Source organism: Polynucleobacter sp. JS-JIR-5-A7, from assembly GCF_018687935.1.
Lineage (GTDB): Bacteria > Pseudomonadota > Gammaproteobacteria > Burkholderiales > Burkholderiaceae > Polynucleobacter.
Genome location: NZ_CP061308.1, coordinates 2,005,828 through 2,019,618 on the forward strand (window position 1 = coordinate 2,005,828; position 13,791 = coordinate 2,019,618).

The 13,791-nt window shown below is 45.3% G+C and carries 18 protein-coding genes; 4 read left to right on the plus strand and 14 right to left on the minus strand.

The genetic code is table 11. The features are described from left to right. Nucleotides 1-46: 46 nt before the first annotated feature. The gene (gene rpoH, locus AOC29_RS10410) at nt 47-976 is read left to right on the plus strand and encodes an RNA polymerase sigma factor RpoH (protein WP_215295918.1); all 930 of its coding nucleotides are present in this window, start codon (nt 47-49) and stop codon (nt 974-976) included. A 23-nt stretch (nt 977-999) separates the two neighbouring features. On the opposite strand, the gene AOC29_RS10415 is transcribed toward rpoH, so the two are convergent. Genes AOC29_RS10415 through AOC29_RS10435 form a run of 5 tightly spaced genes read right to left on the minus strand, consistent with a single transcriptional unit; the run spans nt 1,000 to nt 5,023 of the window. Beyond that, nucleotides 1,000-1,590, minus strand: coding sequence for an SCO family protein (locus tag AOC29_RS10415; protein ID WP_215295919.1), 591 nt, complete (start codon nt 1,588-1,590; stop codon nt 1,000-1,002). 1 nt (nt 1,591) lies between these two features. After that, a complete protein-coding gene (gene cyoE / locus AOC29_RS10420; protein WP_215295920.1) occupies nt 1,592-2,485 on the minus strand; it encodes a heme o synthase in 894 nt (297 codons plus the stop codon). Continuing rightward, nucleotides 2,482-3,585, minus strand: a complete 1,104-nt coding sequence (locus AOC29_RS10425; RefSeq protein ID WP_215295921.1) for a heme A synthase — start codon at nt 3,583-3,585, stop codon at nt 2,482-2,484. The genes cyoE and AOC29_RS10425 overlap by 4 nt, the downstream gene beginning before the upstream one ends. Next, a complete protein-coding gene (locus AOC29_RS10430) occupies nt 3,585-4,241 on the minus strand; it encodes a hypothetical protein (RefSeq protein ID WP_215295922.1) in 657 nt (218 codons plus the stop codon). The genes AOC29_RS10425 and AOC29_RS10430 overlap by 1 nt, the downstream gene beginning before the upstream one ends. Beyond that, complete coding sequence (locus AOC29_RS10435) at nt 4,238-5,023, minus strand: SURF1 family protein (protein WP_251369995.1); 786 nt, start codon at nt 5,021-5,023, stop codon at nt 4,238-4,240. Before AOC29_RS10435 ends, AOC29_RS10430 begins: the two co-directional genes overlap by 4 nt. A gap of 24 nt (nt 5,024-5,047) precedes the next feature. On the opposite strand from AOC29_RS10435, the gene AOC29_RS10440 reads away from it, so the two are divergent. Next, entirely contained in the window at nt 5,048-5,260 is a 213-nt protein-coding gene (locus tag AOC29_RS10440; RefSeq protein WP_215295923.1) for a twin transmembrane helix small protein, read from the plus strand. 75 nt (nt 5,261-5,335) lie between these two features. Here the strand turns inward: AOC29_RS10440 and AOC29_RS10445 are convergent, their stop codons facing one another. The 7 genes from AOC29_RS10445 to AOC29_RS10475 form a co-directional block, all read right to left on the minus strand. Further along, nucleotides 5,336-6,190 (minus strand): cytochrome c oxidase subunit 3, encoded by an 855-nt coding sequence (locus AOC29_RS10445; RefSeq protein ID WP_215295924.1) that lies wholly within the window; start codon nt 6,188-6,190, stop codon nt 5,336-5,338. Between the two features lie 28 nt (nt 6,191-6,218). Further along, on the minus strand, nt 6,219-6,383 hold the full coding sequence (locus AOC29_RS10450) for a DUF2970 domain-containing protein (RefSeq protein ID WP_215297511.1): 165 nt from the start codon (nt 6,381-6,383) through the stop codon (nt 6,219-6,221). A 26-nt stretch (nt 6,384-6,409) separates the two neighbouring features. After that, nucleotides 6,410-6,994 carry a cytochrome c oxidase assembly protein gene (locus tag AOC29_RS10455; protein WP_215295925.1) on the minus strand — a complete coding sequence of 195 codons (585 nt, stop codon included), beginning with the start codon at nt 6,992-6,994 and terminating at the stop codon, nt 6,410-6,412. A 15-nt stretch (nt 6,995-7,009) separates the two neighbouring features. After that, entirely contained in the window at nt 7,010-7,141 is a 132-nt protein-coding gene (locus AOC29_RS10460; protein ID WP_215295926.1) for a cytochrome oxidase small assembly protein, read from the minus strand. After that, the gene (gene ctaD / locus AOC29_RS10465; RefSeq protein WP_215295927.1) at nt 7,125-8,744 is read right to left on the minus strand and encodes a cytochrome c oxidase subunit I; all 1,620 of its coding nucleotides are present in this window, start codon (nt 8,742-8,744) and stop codon (nt 7,125-7,127) included. Before ctaD ends, AOC29_RS10460 begins: the two co-directional genes overlap by 17 nt. A 42-nt stretch (nt 8,745-8,786) precedes the next feature. Then, a complete protein-coding gene (gene coxB, locus AOC29_RS10470) occupies nt 8,787-9,944 on the minus strand; it encodes a cytochrome c oxidase subunit II (protein WP_215295928.1) in 1,158 nt (385 codons plus the stop codon). A gap of 192 nt (nt 9,945-10,136) precedes the next feature. Beyond that, on the minus strand, nt 10,137-10,925 hold the full coding sequence (locus AOC29_RS10475) for a methyltransferase domain-containing protein (RefSeq protein WP_251369996.1): 789 nt from the start codon (nt 10,923-10,925) through the stop codon (nt 10,137-10,139). 23 nt (nt 10,926-10,948) lie between these two features. Between AOC29_RS10475 and AOC29_RS10480 the strand changes: the two genes are divergently transcribed. Beyond that, nucleotides 10,949-11,692 carry a ComF family protein gene (locus AOC29_RS10480; protein ID WP_215295929.1) on the plus strand — a complete coding sequence of 248 codons (744 nt, stop codon included), beginning with the start codon at nt 10,949-10,951 and terminating at the stop codon, nt 11,690-11,692. 29 nt (nt 11,693-11,721) lie between these two features. Further along, complete coding sequence (gene trmL / locus AOC29_RS10485) at nt 11,722-12,192, plus strand: tRNA (uridine(34)/cytosine(34)/5-carboxymethylaminomethyluridine(34)-2'-O)-methyltransferase TrmL (RefSeq protein WP_215295930.1); 471 nt, start codon at nt 11,722-11,724, stop codon at nt 12,190-12,192. A gap of 13 nt (nt 12,193-12,205) precedes the next feature. On the opposite strand, the gene AOC29_RS10490 is transcribed toward trmL, so the two are convergent. Next, nucleotides 12,206-13,228, minus strand: coding sequence for an NAD(P)H-dependent glycerol-3-phosphate dehydrogenase (locus AOC29_RS10490; RefSeq protein ID WP_215297515.1), 1,023 nt, complete (start codon nt 13,226-13,228; stop codon nt 12,206-12,208). A gap of 23 nt (nt 13,229-13,251) precedes the next feature. Further along, nucleotides 13,252-13,776 carry a protein-export chaperone SecB gene (secB, locus tag AOC29_RS10495; RefSeq protein WP_215295931.1) on the minus strand — a complete coding sequence of 175 codons (525 nt, stop codon included), beginning with the start codon at nt 13,774-13,776 and terminating at the stop codon, nt 13,252-13,254. Between the last annotated feature and the right edge of the window lie 15 nt (nt 13,777-13,791).

Consider the following 13,791-nt stretch of genomic DNA (forward strand, 5'->3'; position numbering starts at 1 on the left):
GAGTGCTAAAATAGACCTCTATTAACTCTTTTCTATTGATAAAAAAATGGTTCAAAAGAAATCTGACAAACCGAATATGCAAAGGCTGCCTGTAGCGCAGGCTGCAGCGGCGTCTGCATTTCCTATGCTGCCATCCCTTGGGGTTGGCACTCTTGACTCATACATTGCGTACGTGAATCGTGTGCCGATGCTGAGCGCTGCAGAAGAGCTGCATCTAGCGCAGGAGTTTCGTCGTACTGAAAATGTAGAAGCCGCTAAAACTTTGGTGCTCTCCCATTTGCGTCTCGTCGTTTCTGTTGCACGCCAATATCTTGGCTATGGCATTCCGCATGCTGATCTCATTCAAGAAGGCAACATCGGCTTGATGAAAGCAGTGAAACGTTACGATCCAAACAATGGCGCCCGTTTAGTGTCATATGCAATCCATTGGATCAAAGCAGAAATTCATGAGTACATTCTCAAGAATTGGCGTTTGGTCAAGATGGCAACGACCAAAGCACAACGCAAATTATTTTTTAACTTACGCAGCAACAAACCCACCTTGAGCGCACTCACTCCTGGTGAGGTTGATGCATTAGCAAAAGCCCTCGATGTGAAAGGCTCGGACGTTAAAGAAATGGAAATGCGTCTTGCTGGTGGCGATGTTGCCCTTGAGGGCGATGACAGTGATGAAGAAGCTGCCTATGCACCAATACAATGGCTTGCTGATAACAGTCAAGAGCCCACTGAACGTATTGCTCATGCAGAAGGCGATGCATTACAAGGTCCTAAATTAGATCAAGCCTTGATGGCTTTGGACGAGCGCAGTCGTAATATTGTGCAGTCACGTTGGTTAGCCATGGATGCTGACGGTAATGGCACTAAGACTTTGCATGACCTTGCTGCAGAATATGGCATCTCTGCAGAACGTGTGCGTCAAATTGAAACAGCCGCCCTCAAAAAGATGCGTGGCATGTTGCAAGCTGAAGCGGCTTAAGCAAGCTTAGCAACTTCAAAAACTTACTTTAGAAGTTCTTTCAAGTCATGTGCCAAGGTCTCCGGACCTTGCGCATGCTTGATATACAAACGTAAGCGCCCTTCGGGATCAAACGCATAACTACCCGCCGTGTGGTCGATGGTGTATGAACCTGGGCTAGTTCCTGGCACTTTCTTGTAATAAATTTTGAAGTCTTTGGTAACCTTTTCTAACGCGACTTCATCTGCTGGGCGCAAGCCAAGAAAACGGGCATCAAACGAGGGAACGTATTGCTTCAGAATGGTGGCCGTATCACGCTCAGGATCAACCGTTACAAATAGCACCTGCACCTTATCTGACTGCGGCCCCAATAAGGTCATGACCTGCTGCATTTCAGTCAAAGTAGTTGGGCAAACATCAGGGCACTGAGTGTAGCCGAAAAACATCACAACAACTTTACCTTTAAAGTCATTGAGCGTTCTAAGCTTGCCATCAGGGTCCAGCAAACTAAAGTCCTTACCAAACGCTGTGCCACCAGTGATATCAATATTTTTGAACTCTGGCTTTGGACTACAGGCTGCCAAAATCATCAGCAATGAAGCAATGAGGCAACTGCGCAAAATGGTGAGCTTCATCTTAGAGAAAGTAGTGATCTATGAGCAATACTGCAAACAGCAAAGACAAATAGGTGATTGAAAAACGAAAGGTCTTCTTAGCCAATGCATCGCTATAGGTAATAAATAGCGCAATCACGTAAGCCAGGAATATTAAACCAAGAATAATTGCTGATATCAAATACAGCATGCCACTCATGCCATAGATGTAAGGCAATAAAGTTGCTGCAATCAAAATCAGGGTGTAGAGCAAAATATTGAGCAGCGTAAAACGCTCACCATGAGTTACAGGGAGCATTGGCAAGCCAGATTGCACATAGTCATCGCGACGATATAAAGCCAAGGCCCAAAAATGGGGTGGCGTCCAAACAAAAATAATTAATACCAAAAGCCAAGCTTCAGCAGAAAGTGTATTAGTGACTGCAGCCCAACCTAAGGCTGGCGGCATGGCACCAGATAAACCACCAATCACAATATTCTGTGGTGTTGCCGGTTTTAGTAGCCAGGTATAAATCACTGCATAGCCTACAAACGTTGCAAAGGTGAGCCACATCGTTAGTGGATTACAAAAATTCCATAAGATAATCATTCCCAAAGCACCCAGAATGATAGAGAAAACAATAATATGGAATGGAGTGACTTCACCTGTTGCAGAAGGGCGCCATGCAGTGCGCCTCATCTTGGCATCGACCGCCTGCTCAATCAAACAATTCACCGCAAATGCAGCGCCTGCTAATAACCAGATACCTACAACACCTCCAATGAGCACTGGATATGGAACCATGCCAGGTGTTGCCAAGAACATGCCAATCACTGCACAAAAAACTGCGAGCTGAGTCACCCTAGGTTTTGTTAAAACCCAGTACTGACGCCAACGTGGCATCGGTACTGTAGCGGATCTTTTCGGTGTGCTCATAATGACTTCCAAGAAGCCCAATAACTCATTCTGACTAAGCAGAATACCAAAGCAGCAGACCCAGCGCTATGTAATAAAGCGGCTAATAAAGGCCACTGAAATACAACATTGGAGATACCAGTCAGAATCTGTAAAGCAAGCAGGCTAAATAAGAGCTTGCCGAAGCGTTTCAGCCCCGGTATTGCTGGGGTTGCAAGCTGCAGCGCCCTCCAGCCCAAGAATGAGAACACTACGAATACCAACACTGCAAATAAGCGGTGCGCCCAGTGAATTGCCTGCAGCGCAACTGGAGAAATAAACTCACCTTGCGCATTTAAACCCAGTTGACGCCACAGCGTAAACCCCTCAACCCAATTGGTTTCTGGCCAAGCAGCACCTAAACACGTTGGAAAGTCAGGACAAGCCAAAACGGCGTAATTGGTACTAACCCAAGCGCCCAAGAATACTTGAATCACGAGTACTATAAAAGCCGTCAATAAAAGAGCAGCTGGCAAAGGTTTGATACGCAGTGTACGTACTATAGAAATTTTTTCTTCCCAAGCTTGTTGAGCATAAGCAGTTAAGCAAGCCAATAAAAGAAGGGCCAACATTAAATGAATCGTCACAATGATGGGCTGCAATTTAAGTGTCACAGTCCACGCACCAAAGGCTCCCTGAATGCAGACCAATAAAAGTAAACCCAGACTAACAAAGAAGGGGGTTTTACCCAAAGCCTTTACTTTGTGAAATGCCAGTACTACTTGAACCAAAATCAATGCACCTACAGTCATCGCTAAATAACGGTGGATCATTTCAATCCAAGCTTTCATGACAGTTACGGGGCCACTGGGTAAGGCGTTTTCAGCTTGTTGTATATCGCTCAATGCATGAAATGGATTAGATGTGCCATAGCAGCCAGGCCAATCTGGACACCCCAAACCTGAGTCCGTTAGGCGCGTAAAAGCCCCAAATACGATCAGATCAAAAGTCATAAACACCAAGACCCAATTGAGTTTCTGAAAAAAACTATACCCCCGTCTGGTCCAAAGATAAGCCAATGGTAGCCCTGCAAATACTATGACAATAGCAGCCAACTCCAAGAACAAAAGAAGATTGGGCATTACAAACTTTCGCCCTTGTGATTTAACTTTAAGAGCTTTTCTAAATCTTTTTTGATACTAGCAAATTCTTTAGGAGAGTTTGTCACTGGAAAGTACATCATCTTCGCTGGGCTTGGATCAATCAACTGAATCTCTTTTCCAGCGCCCTCTTTATTCAGCCACGCATTAAATTCAGCTCGTGACTTAGGATCTGCAGGCAGTGGCACCACCTTAAGTCCCGCAGTCTGTTCGTCATAAGCCTTCAAAAGCTCAGGGTCTACAAGCTTGCCATCTGTATTGACCCAAATCAGCTGAACGCGCTTACTTTCTCTACCCATTGCCACTCTGGTTTGGCGCATTAAAAATAATGCTTCAACACACTTTTCATCTTTAATTTGGCATTCGCCTGCAGGTCGTGCAATCAACAAAGTCCACTTGCCTTGCAAGGGTGCATCGAGCCAAGCACCATTAAATTCTTGGGCTGGATAAACCAAGGTACCAAAATTTGTTTTTCCACCCTCAGGCTTAATCACATAGTAAGCAAAGTAGGATGCGAGCACCGGGCTAGCGCATGCGAGCAATAGCAACAGCATTTGAATTCGGCCACGACGAGTCCGCGCATTGATTGCTGATGCATCCATCTGTGAAGCTGGAATTAATAACTCTTTATCACTCACTCTTGATCCCCATTCACATCCTGACGCCTATATTGCCGCAGGCCAGTAATCAACCAAAATAAGAAACCAGCAACTCCTAGCGCAAACCACTGGAATGCATAAGCATAATGGCGATCGACTCCAGTTGTCAGAGGAGCCCACTCGCGCAATAAACCATCATCGATGCCGGTATCAATCTCTCTCAAAATAAAAGGGCTTTGAGACCAAGCTCGTAGTCTGCCCTCTCCTACTAAATCAAAATTTTGCTCAATTCGAGGCTTACCAGTATCTGTGGGGGGCTTACTTTCGCCCAAGGCATAGACCTTGCCAGGATGGGCGAACACAATCCCCTCAATATTGACCACATTGGTTGGCGTTTTAACCGGGGGCAGCAACTCTCGGTCAGCACTATTGCGCGGCGCCCAACCTCGATTAACCCAGAGCACTTCATTGCGACCCTCTAAACGCAAAGGCATCATTAAAAAGAAACCGGATTGTGATGCCGTGCTCCCAGCAGGAGGCATTGATCTTGGCCGGTTATCCAACCAAATAGCCGCCTCCGGAATATATTGGCCGCGAGCAATCATGCGACGTTCACTTGCATCTTCTAGAGTCAAAGGACTTGAATTGACGCTCAATATTGGCATCTGTTGCCGAGCTAATAAATGAGCCGCTAAGACAATCTTGCTCTCAGCCCTACTCAACTGCCAAATACCCGCAGCACAAGCAATTGCAATGACTAGCAAGGCTGATACAGTAGCAACTATGCGCTTAGCAATGAGAGCAGTAAAAAGATTATTCAAGAGATTTAAAAATAAGGATTTAAGATGAAGTGGATTATTCCGATTGTCCTACTAATGATTGTTGCTAGCTTAGGTTCAGCCCTGTATTACATGATGAAGGATAGGGGCAATAGTTCCAGAATGGTTCGCTCACTCATGCTACGTATCGGTCTATCGCTTGCGCTATTCATCGGGATTCTGTTGGCTCACTACTTTGGCCTAATTGAATCCACAGGCATCAAAGTAGGTACAAACTAAACCGGCTATTTCGGTCATTAATACTGGGATACCTAAAAATCAATCGGGGCTTAACGCCCCGATTTTTTATTCAACTTACATCCAGTAAACGGCGATATAAAGACCAAGCCAAACAACGTCAACGAAGTGCCAATACCAAGCAGCACCCTCGAATGCAAAGTGATGCTTAGAAGTAAAGTCGCCACGAATCATACGACGCAAGACAATCGCCAACATAGTGCCACCAAGAAAGACGTGGAAACCGTGGAAGCCAGTCAACATAAAGAAGGTGGATCCGTAGATGCCTGAAGTCAGCTTCAAGTTCAACTCATGATAGGCATGGTAGTACTCGTAAGCCTGAAAGCCCAAGAAGATGAAGCCCAGACCAACTGTAGCAGCCAGAGCAATGATGGCTTTCTTCATGTGGTTTTCAACCAGAGCATGATGCGAGATAGTAATTGTGACGCCAGAGCTCAACAGTAAAAAAGTGTTGAGGGTAGGAATAGGCCAAGGACCCATCGTCGTGAATTTCTCAACCAAACCAGCAGGGCCATCATTAGGCCAAACTGCTTGGAAATTAGGCCAAATCAATTTACTTTCAACATCGCCCATCCAAGGCATTGCAATATTCCGCGCATAAAAAAGAGCGGAGAAGAATGCAGCAAAGAACATAATTTCAGAGAAGATGAACCATGCCATCGACCAGCGATATGAGATATCTACATTGACACCATTCTTGCCAGAATTCGATTCGGCGATCGTATCGCCAAACCAGTTGTAGAGCACAAATAAAATCCATGCCACGCCAACTAAACTCATAGCGCCACCCCAAGAGGTGTGATTGACCCAACCGGTCATACCATAGCCAAAGGCGATTAAACCAATAGCAGCCATGGCTGGATGTCTAGATAGTCCAGGGACGAAATAGTGTGGGGTTGAATTGGATGACATCTTATTCTCTCTATCAATCAAAAAATAATCATTGGGACACAACTGCTTTCACTATCAAGAGCAGGATAGCCATAAAAATCAAGGCTCCAACAACACCCGCAATAATAATGTGTAAAAAACTTAATGACGCTACATCTTCCTGCAAACCTGATTTCTTACGCACTCCTAAAAAACCCCACATCACGGCTTTCATAGACTGCGTAAAACTACTTTTTTTCTTCACGAAACTACCTTTGATTTTGGCGCTGGTGGAGTACCACCTAAACCTAGCTCAAAGAAGGTATACGACAAGGTGATCGTTTTCACATCATCTGGCAAGCCTGAATCAATTACAAACACTACTGGCATCTTCTTAGTTTCATTGGCTGCCAAAGTCTGCTCTTGAAAACAAAAACACTCTAATTTAGTAAAAAACTCAGTGGCACTTTTTGGCGCATAACTGGGGATTGCTTGAGCGCGCACGGAGCGACCAAGATTATTGGTAACTTCGTAAACAATCTCTGTCATTTCACCAGGATGTACTTCTAGAAAATTCTTTACTGGCTTAAATGTAAATGGTCCGCGGCTATTAGAGTCAAATTCAATTGTGACGGTACGGGCATAGTTCACTTGCGTATTGCCCACCTTGTTAGGACTAAATGCCCTAACGCCATAATCATTTTTACTCGTGACAACATTAATGCCAGTAACTTCACACAATGCCTTATACATTGGCACCAACGCATACCCAAAGCCGAACATCATTACTGAAGCAATGAGTAGCTTCAGTAAGATTTGGCGGTTAGCAGATTGAGTAACTATCATGTTGGCAAAGTGGGATTAACCCAAAAAGCTCCACTTCATCACAATGCCAATAAAGAACACTGCAGCAATGCTCAAAAGAATAAGCCCTAAGCGACGATTATTCGCTGCTAGGGCTTGTTGAGAAGACGTATTAAATTCCTGCTTCACGTAACTGCTCTGCACTAGGAGGTGTCTCAAAAGTGTGGTGTGGCGCTGGTGAAGCGATAGTCCACTCTAAACCCTTAGCACCATCCCAAGGCTTGGCTGGAGCCTTCTCACCATAACCGCGATAAGCAGGCAATGCTACGAAGAACAAGAAATACACTTGCGCCAAACCAAAGCCGAGCGCTCCAATTGAGGCAATAGAATTAAAGTCAGCAAACTGAGTTGGGTAGTCTGCATAACGACGTGGCATACCTGCGAGACCCAAGAAATGCATAGGGAAGAAGGTAATGTTAAAGAAAATCATGGAAGCCCAGAAGTGGATCTTGCCGCGAGTTTCATTTGCCATATAGCCAGTCCACTTAGGGCACCAGTAGTAGAAGCCCGCAAACATCGCAAACAAGGAACCCGCTACCAAAACATAGTGGAAGTGCGCTACAACATAGTAAGTATCTTGCAGGCCAATATCAATCGGAGCCATTGCCAGGATCAAGCCAGTAAATCCGCCCATCGTAAATACGAAGATAAAGCCAATAGCCCACAGCATTGGAGTTTCAAAGGTCATCGACCCTTTCCACATAGTTGCGACCCAGTTAAAAATCTTCACGCCAGTTGGTACAGCAATCAACATCGTTGCATACATAAAGAACAGCTGGCCAGTGACCGGCATACCCGTTGCAAACATATGGTGGGCCCAAACGATGAATGACAAGATCGCAATAGACGATGTTGCATAAACCATGGAGCTGTAGCCAAACAAGGTTTTTCTGGAGAAAGCAGGAACAATTTCACTGACGATTCCAAATGCTGGAAGAATCATGATGTAAACCTCTGGGTGACCAAAGAACCAGAAAATATGCTGGAACATGATTGGGTCACCGCCACCAACAGCAGAGAAGAATGAAGTGCCGAAGTGACGATCAGTCAAAACCATCGTAATAGCACCAGCCAAAACAGGCATCACCGCGATCAACAAGTAAGCAGTAATCAACCAAGTCCAACAGAACATTGGCATCTTCATCAAAGTCAAACCAGGAGCGCGCATATTCAAAATGGTGACGATGATGTTGATCGATCCCATGATGGAAGAAGCACCCAACAAGTGGAGTGAGAAAATTGCCATATCCATGCCAGGACCCATTTGTGAGGTCAAAGGTGCATAGATAGTCCAGCCGCCAGCAGGCGCGCCACCAGGAACTAGGAATGAGCTCAACAACAAGGTTGCGGCGACTGGCAGAATCCAGAAGCTAAAGTTGTTCATCCGCGCAAATGCCATATCCGATGCGCCAATTTGCAATGGCACCATCCAGTTAGCAAAGCCAACAAAGGCTGGCATGATCGCACCGAACACCATAACCAATCCGTGCATCGTAGTTAATTGATTAAAGAACTCTGGACGGAAGAATTGCAAACCAGGCTGGAACAATTCCAAACGAATTCCTAAAGCCATCAGGCCGCCAGCTAATAAGCTAACAAACGAGAAGATTAGGTACATCGTGCCGATGTCTTTATGGTTGGTTGCGAACAACCAACGGCGCCAACCATGTGGCGTGTGATCATCGTGCGCATGATCGTGTGCGTGATCGTGGGTAGTAGAGACTGTGCTCATGAATTACTCCGGTTTCGTTTTATCTATATTAGTTAATCTGAATTACTTGCCGCCGCGTGCAGTAATAATTTCCTGGGTCTGAATGACTTCACCGGTCTTATTGCTCCACGAGTTACGGGTATAGGTCATGACTGCAGCGATATCACCATCAGAAATCACGCCAGCCCATTTCGGCATCGCGCCCTTTCCATTGATCAGGATATTGAATTGGCCAGCTTTTGGACCCAGGACCATCTTGCTGCCATCCAAAGCTGGGAATGCGCCTGCGCCTTTGCCATTTGGCTGGTGGCATGCTGCACAGTTCGCTGCATACACTTTGGCACCGCGTTCTTTTTGCTCATCCAAGGTGTAAACCTTGGAAGGATCTTCGCCTCCAGCGCCCATCTCTTTCTTTTTCTGCGCAACCCAAGCCGTGTAATCCTCTTCTGAAACTACTCTCACAACGATTGGCATGAAAGCGTGCTCTGCACCGCAAAGCTCAGAACACTGACCACGGAATGTGCCGATGGTTTCGGCTTTAAACCAAGTGTCGCGAACAAATCCTGGGATGGCATCTTGCTTTACGCCAAACGCTGGAATAGTCCATGCGTGAATCACATCGTTCGCTGTAGTAATCAAACGAATCTTCTTGCCAACAGGCACAACCATTTCGTTGTCTACTTCCATCAAATAGGTATTTGATTTTGGTGCGAGATTATTAATTGCTTCACGTGAGGTAGCTAAGGTAGATACGAAGCTAATGCCTTCACCTTCACCTTTGATGTAGTCGTAACCCCACTTCCACTGATAACCAGTAGTCTTAATCGTGATGTCAGAGTTTGTAGTGTCTTTCATTGCAACAACTGTTTTAGTTGCTGGTAATGCCATACCGATCACGATGAGCAAGGGAATGACTGTCCAAATAATTTCAACAGTTGTGCTTTCGTGGAATGATGCTGACTTATGCCCCAATGATTTGCGATGCTTCAAAATCGAATAAAACATGACGCCAAATACGCCAACAAAAATGAGCGCGCAGATCACCAACATCATCCAATGCAACCAATGGATTTCTTGCATGATTTTAGTTGCTGGGGCAGCGAAGTTCAGCTGGTTTACAGCTGGGCCACCTGGCATATTTTCAGCAGCGTATGCAAAAGCAGTGCCGAAGGCTGCTGCAAGATAGAGCGAAGCCCTAGTGACTTTTCCAAATAAATTCATCTTATTCTCTATTGATTGTCGTGAGCACTGCAGCAAAATGCACCACAGAATGCTCAAAATGCGGTCTAAAGCCAATACATCAGCCAATGATTATAGGGTTAATTAAGTTCAAGAACAAACAAGGGCAACCCAGCTCTACTCAATCTTGATCTAGGTTTAAATGATAGTAAACACTTACACTTAAGCAGGATATTACCTAGTCTTGCGTCCAATTTGATTTACATCAATATAGGCAACGCTATCCTCCGCCTTTGCAAGGTGCTTGCCAAGGGCCCAGGCATGTCCATAAACCACCTCTAAGGTGAGTTTTTGAGGTAAATCTGCAATTTCATACTCTGTATTCGCGGTTGGATTGCCCAATTTCAGTGCCTGCACATCGGCCATTAAAAGTGCTGGCTTTTCATAATCAAGAGTCAGGAGCTCCATGTCCATTACGGGATCTGAAAAACGCTCTGCCATCAGAGCATCTCCCATATCGTGCATATCCCAAGGGCTTAATAAATTTTTAAACTGAAAAGATGGGGCTTGTAGAGGGCGCAACTCCTTCCCAGTGTCGGGACCCAGATAGCTAAATGCAATGAGGCCGCCCTCACGCAATACGCGCCAACACTCCTGCAAAAAATATTTGGGATCGGTAAGATCTTGTAATAAAAGATCACTAAATACCAAATCAACAGAATGGTCAGGAAGATCAAATTTTCCTGTGTTGAGATAGTCTGCCATGGAGTTAGTTCTGCTGGTACGCAAACATGATCGCCAATTAGCAAAAACCTTAGTGCGCCACAACTGAAAACTAGATAGGCCCTCTTCAGTAATGCTATGAATACGGGCTTTGGGAAAACGTTTTACAAAAGAAGAAAAGTGTTTTCCAGAAAAATCAGGGATGACTAAAACATCTTTGGCATCTAATTTGACGATATCAAGCTTTTGCAACATGCGGTCTGCAATTTCGTCTTGTAACCATCTGATTGGCTGGGTCATTGGCTCAGTATACTCAGCGCCCCATGCAATTTCTAGAGAAGCTTGTTTATTCAATCAGCGCACAAATAATGCCGACAGCTTGTATCGCCTGTCAGCAATTTCAAGCGCGATACATTTGCAATGCATGTCTTAATGTACTGGAGAGTAATAGCCTTATTCATTACGAGTGTTGTTATCAATGTGGTATTCCACTTCAACTTAAAGAACTTCCTGGGCAGCATTGCCTCCACTGCAAGCAGCATTCTCCGTGGTATGACGAAACCCATTGCCTTGATCGTTATAACGGTATTTTGCAAGATGCTTTGCACCAACTCAAATATCAGAAACAAATTGCATTTGCGCATGGGCTAGCTAAAGCGTGGAATCAAATTCAATCTACTCGATTGGAGCAATATTCTGCAGACTACCTGCTTCCCGTTCCCTTGAGTAGAAAAAAATTACTCGCCAGAGGATTTAATCAAAGCTGGGAGATTGCAAGAAGAATTTGTTCCAACAAGGACATACAAAAGTTGCCGCATGCCTTAAAACGTCATCATCATATAAGCCATCAAGCGGGCAACGCTTTGCATGCGAGGCATGATGCTATTCATGAGATGTTTTATATTGATACTCAATATGTGGATCGCTTGACTGATAAGACGGTCATTGTCTTTGATGATGTCATGACCAGTGGCGCGACACTGAACGAAATTGCGCGTATTCTCAAAGATATTGGAGTATTACGCGTGATTAACTGGGTATTACTGAGAACCACCAGACTGACTTGATCATTTGCTAAATGAATTGAAAATGCAGCATGTTTAATATTGTTTTATTCGAACCTGAAATTCCGCCCAACACGGGGAACATCATTCGCCTCTGTGCTAATACGGGAGCCAAACTGCATCTGATTGAGCCCTTAGGCTTTCCAATGGAAGATGCTAAATTGCGTCGGGCAGGCTTGGACTACCACGAGTTTGCGAGTATTCAAGTACATACCAATTGGGCGCAGTTTTTAAAAAATGAACAGCCTGATCCTCAACATCTTTTTGCTTTAACTACCAAAGGCGGCAGAAAGTTTCATGATGGTCAGTACGTTGCCAGCGATTACTTCGTCTTTGGCTCTGAGACCAAGGGCATTACCGATGAGGTGCGCAACTCCATTCCCACAGCAAATCAAATGCGTCTAGCAATGCAAGATAGCAGTCGCAGCCTGAACTTATCCAATACGGTAGCTATCGTGGTCTACGAAGCTTGGCGCCAGAATGGCCTTGCCGGCGGTAAGTAAAGCTACAGGTAACTTAGGATTCAATTTTGGGGTCGCGACCCATCAGTTTTTTTAACGCTTCTTTGGGAGCGAGCTTACCAGAAAGCACTTCACCCATCATCGCTGTAATTGGCATCTCTACATTTAAACGTTTTGCAAGATCACTTACCGCGGCTGCACATAAAACGCCCTCTGCAACATGACCTAAGCTTGCCAAGATCTGTTCTAGGGACTTACCTGAGGCCAACTCAAGACCTACACGGCGATTACGAGAAAGATCCCCCGTCGCAGTCAAAATCAGATCGCCAACGCCTGTTAAGCCCATACAGGTTTCAGATTTGCCACCGGCAGCTTTTACCAAGCGCATCATCTCTGCCAAGCCACGAGTGAGTACTGCCGCACGCGCATTCAAACCTAGATTTAAGCCATCGCCAATACCTGCAGCAATCGCCAATACATTCTTCACTGCGCCACCTAATTCAACGCCAATCAAATCATCACTTGAATACACCCGCATATTGCCGTGATGAAAAGCGGTCTGAACAATTTCACACAGTTGGGTTGAAGCACTTGCAATCGTTAATGCGCAAGGCATACCGGCGCCAACTTCGTGCGCAAAGCTCGGTCCAGATAGAGCGCCATAAGTATGTTTAAAGCCATGGCTGTATAACTTGTCTTCACGTTCAACCACCTGGTGTGGCAACAACGCTGTGGATGGCTCTAAGCCCTTGCACAACCAAACAATATTGAGCGGGTGCTGGGCAACTTTGAGAACATGAGCAATGGTTTCTGAGAGCCCAGACATTGGAGTTGCAATCACTAAAAGATCTTCAGGCCCAAGTCGTTTGATAGCAGCTGCAAAATCACTTTCCAGGAGCAAATCTTTTGGCAACGAAATGCCTGGTAGATAAGATTGATTTTCGCCACTTTGTGCGATTGCCTGCAGTTGTTTTTCACTGCGAGACCACAAGCACACATCTTCCGCCCGAAGCTGACGCGCCGCCTGAGAGGCCATTGCAGTGCCCCAAGCACCAGCACCGAGCAGCGTCACTTTCATCATCTGTGACCTAGCTGTTGTGCTCAATTCGGAAGAATAATTTTACTTTCATCTGCACTGTCACCCGCATTGCCGCCAGCTGCTTGCTGTGCTTGCATTAATCTGTGCTCGTACATGCCATGAAAATTAATTTCATTTAGATGAATGGGCTGGAAGCCCGCACGGCTAATAACATCAGCCATATTCGAGCGCAAGTATGGATACAAAATCGTAGGGCAAGTGATGCCCAACATGGGATCCACTTGCTCAGCAGGAATGTTGTTGAATTCGAAAATACCAGCTTGATTACCCTCAACTAAGAAGAGCACCTTGCCTTGAACACGTGCAGTTATGGTGGAGCTTAATGCAACCTCAAAGAGTTCATCACTCATGCGTTTAACAGCAACGTCGACCTCAACTTGCACCTGTGGTTCAGCAATCACTAGGAAGATTTCAGGCGCATTCGGTTGCTCTAAAGATAAATCCTTCAGGTAAATTCGCTGAATGCGAAATGAAGGATCATTGGATTCAGCTCCTGCTGCATTGGGAGTAGAAGATTGTTCAGTCATCACAAACTTTCTTTA

What these genes read in the sequence shown, in the direction of transcription:
- rpoH (WP_215295918.1), top strand. Translation starts at nt 47, where the DNA reads ATGGTTCAAAAGAAATCTGACAAACCGAATATGCAAAGGCTGCCTGTA.
- AOC29_RS10415 (WP_215295919.1), bottom strand. Translation starts at nt 1,590, where the DNA reads ATGAAGCTCACCATTTTGCGCAGTTGCCTCATTGCTTCATTGCTGATG.
- cyoE (WP_215295920.1), bottom strand. Translation starts at nt 2,485, where the DNA reads ATGAGCACACCGAAAAGATCCGCTACAGTACCGATGCCACGTTGGCGT.
- AOC29_RS10425 (WP_215295921.1), bottom strand. Translation starts at nt 3,585, where the DNA reads ATGCCCAATCTTCTTTTGTTCTTGGAGTTGGCTGCTATTGTCATAGTA.
- AOC29_RS10440 (WP_215295923.1), top strand. Translation starts at nt 5,048, where the DNA reads ATGAAGTGGATTATTCCGATTGTCCTACTAATGATTGTTGCTAGCTTA.
- AOC29_RS10445 (WP_215295924.1), bottom strand. Translation starts at nt 6,190, where the DNA reads ATGTCATCCAATTCAACCCCACACTATTTCGTCCCTGGACTATCTAGA.
- AOC29_RS10450 (WP_215297511.1), bottom strand. Translation starts at nt 6,383, where the DNA reads ATGAAAGCCGTGATGTGGGGTTTTTTAGGAGTGCGTAAGAAATCAGGT.
- AOC29_RS10455 (WP_215295925.1), bottom strand. Translation starts at nt 6,994, where the DNA reads ATGATAGTTACTCAATCTGCTAACCGCCAAATCTTACTGAAGCTACTC.
- ctaD (WP_215295927.1), bottom strand. Translation starts at nt 8,744, where the DNA reads ATGAGCACAGTCTCTACTACCCACGATCACGCACACGATCATGCGCAC.
- coxB (WP_215295928.1), bottom strand. Translation starts at nt 9,944, where the DNA reads ATGAATTTATTTGGAAAAGTCACTAGGGCTTCGCTCTATCTTGCAGCA.
- AOC29_RS10475 (WP_251369996.1), bottom strand. Translation starts at nt 10,925, where the DNA reads ATGACCCAGCCAATCAGATGGTTACAAGACGAAATTGCAGACCGCATG.
- AOC29_RS10480 (WP_215295929.1), top strand. Translation starts at nt 10,949, where the DNA reads ATGCAATTTCTAGAGAAGCTTGTTTATTCAATCAGCGCACAAATAATG.
- trmL (WP_215295930.1), top strand. Translation starts at nt 11,722, where the DNA reads ATGTTTAATATTGTTTTATTCGAACCTGAAATTCCGCCCAACACGGGG.
- AOC29_RS10490 (WP_215297515.1), bottom strand. Translation starts at nt 13,228, where the DNA reads ATGAAAGTGACGCTGCTCGGTGCTGGTGCTTGGGGCACTGCAATGGCC.
- secB (WP_215295931.1), bottom strand. Translation starts at nt 13,776, where the DNA reads ATGACTGAACAATCTTCTACTCCCAATGCAGCAGGAGCTGAATCCAAT.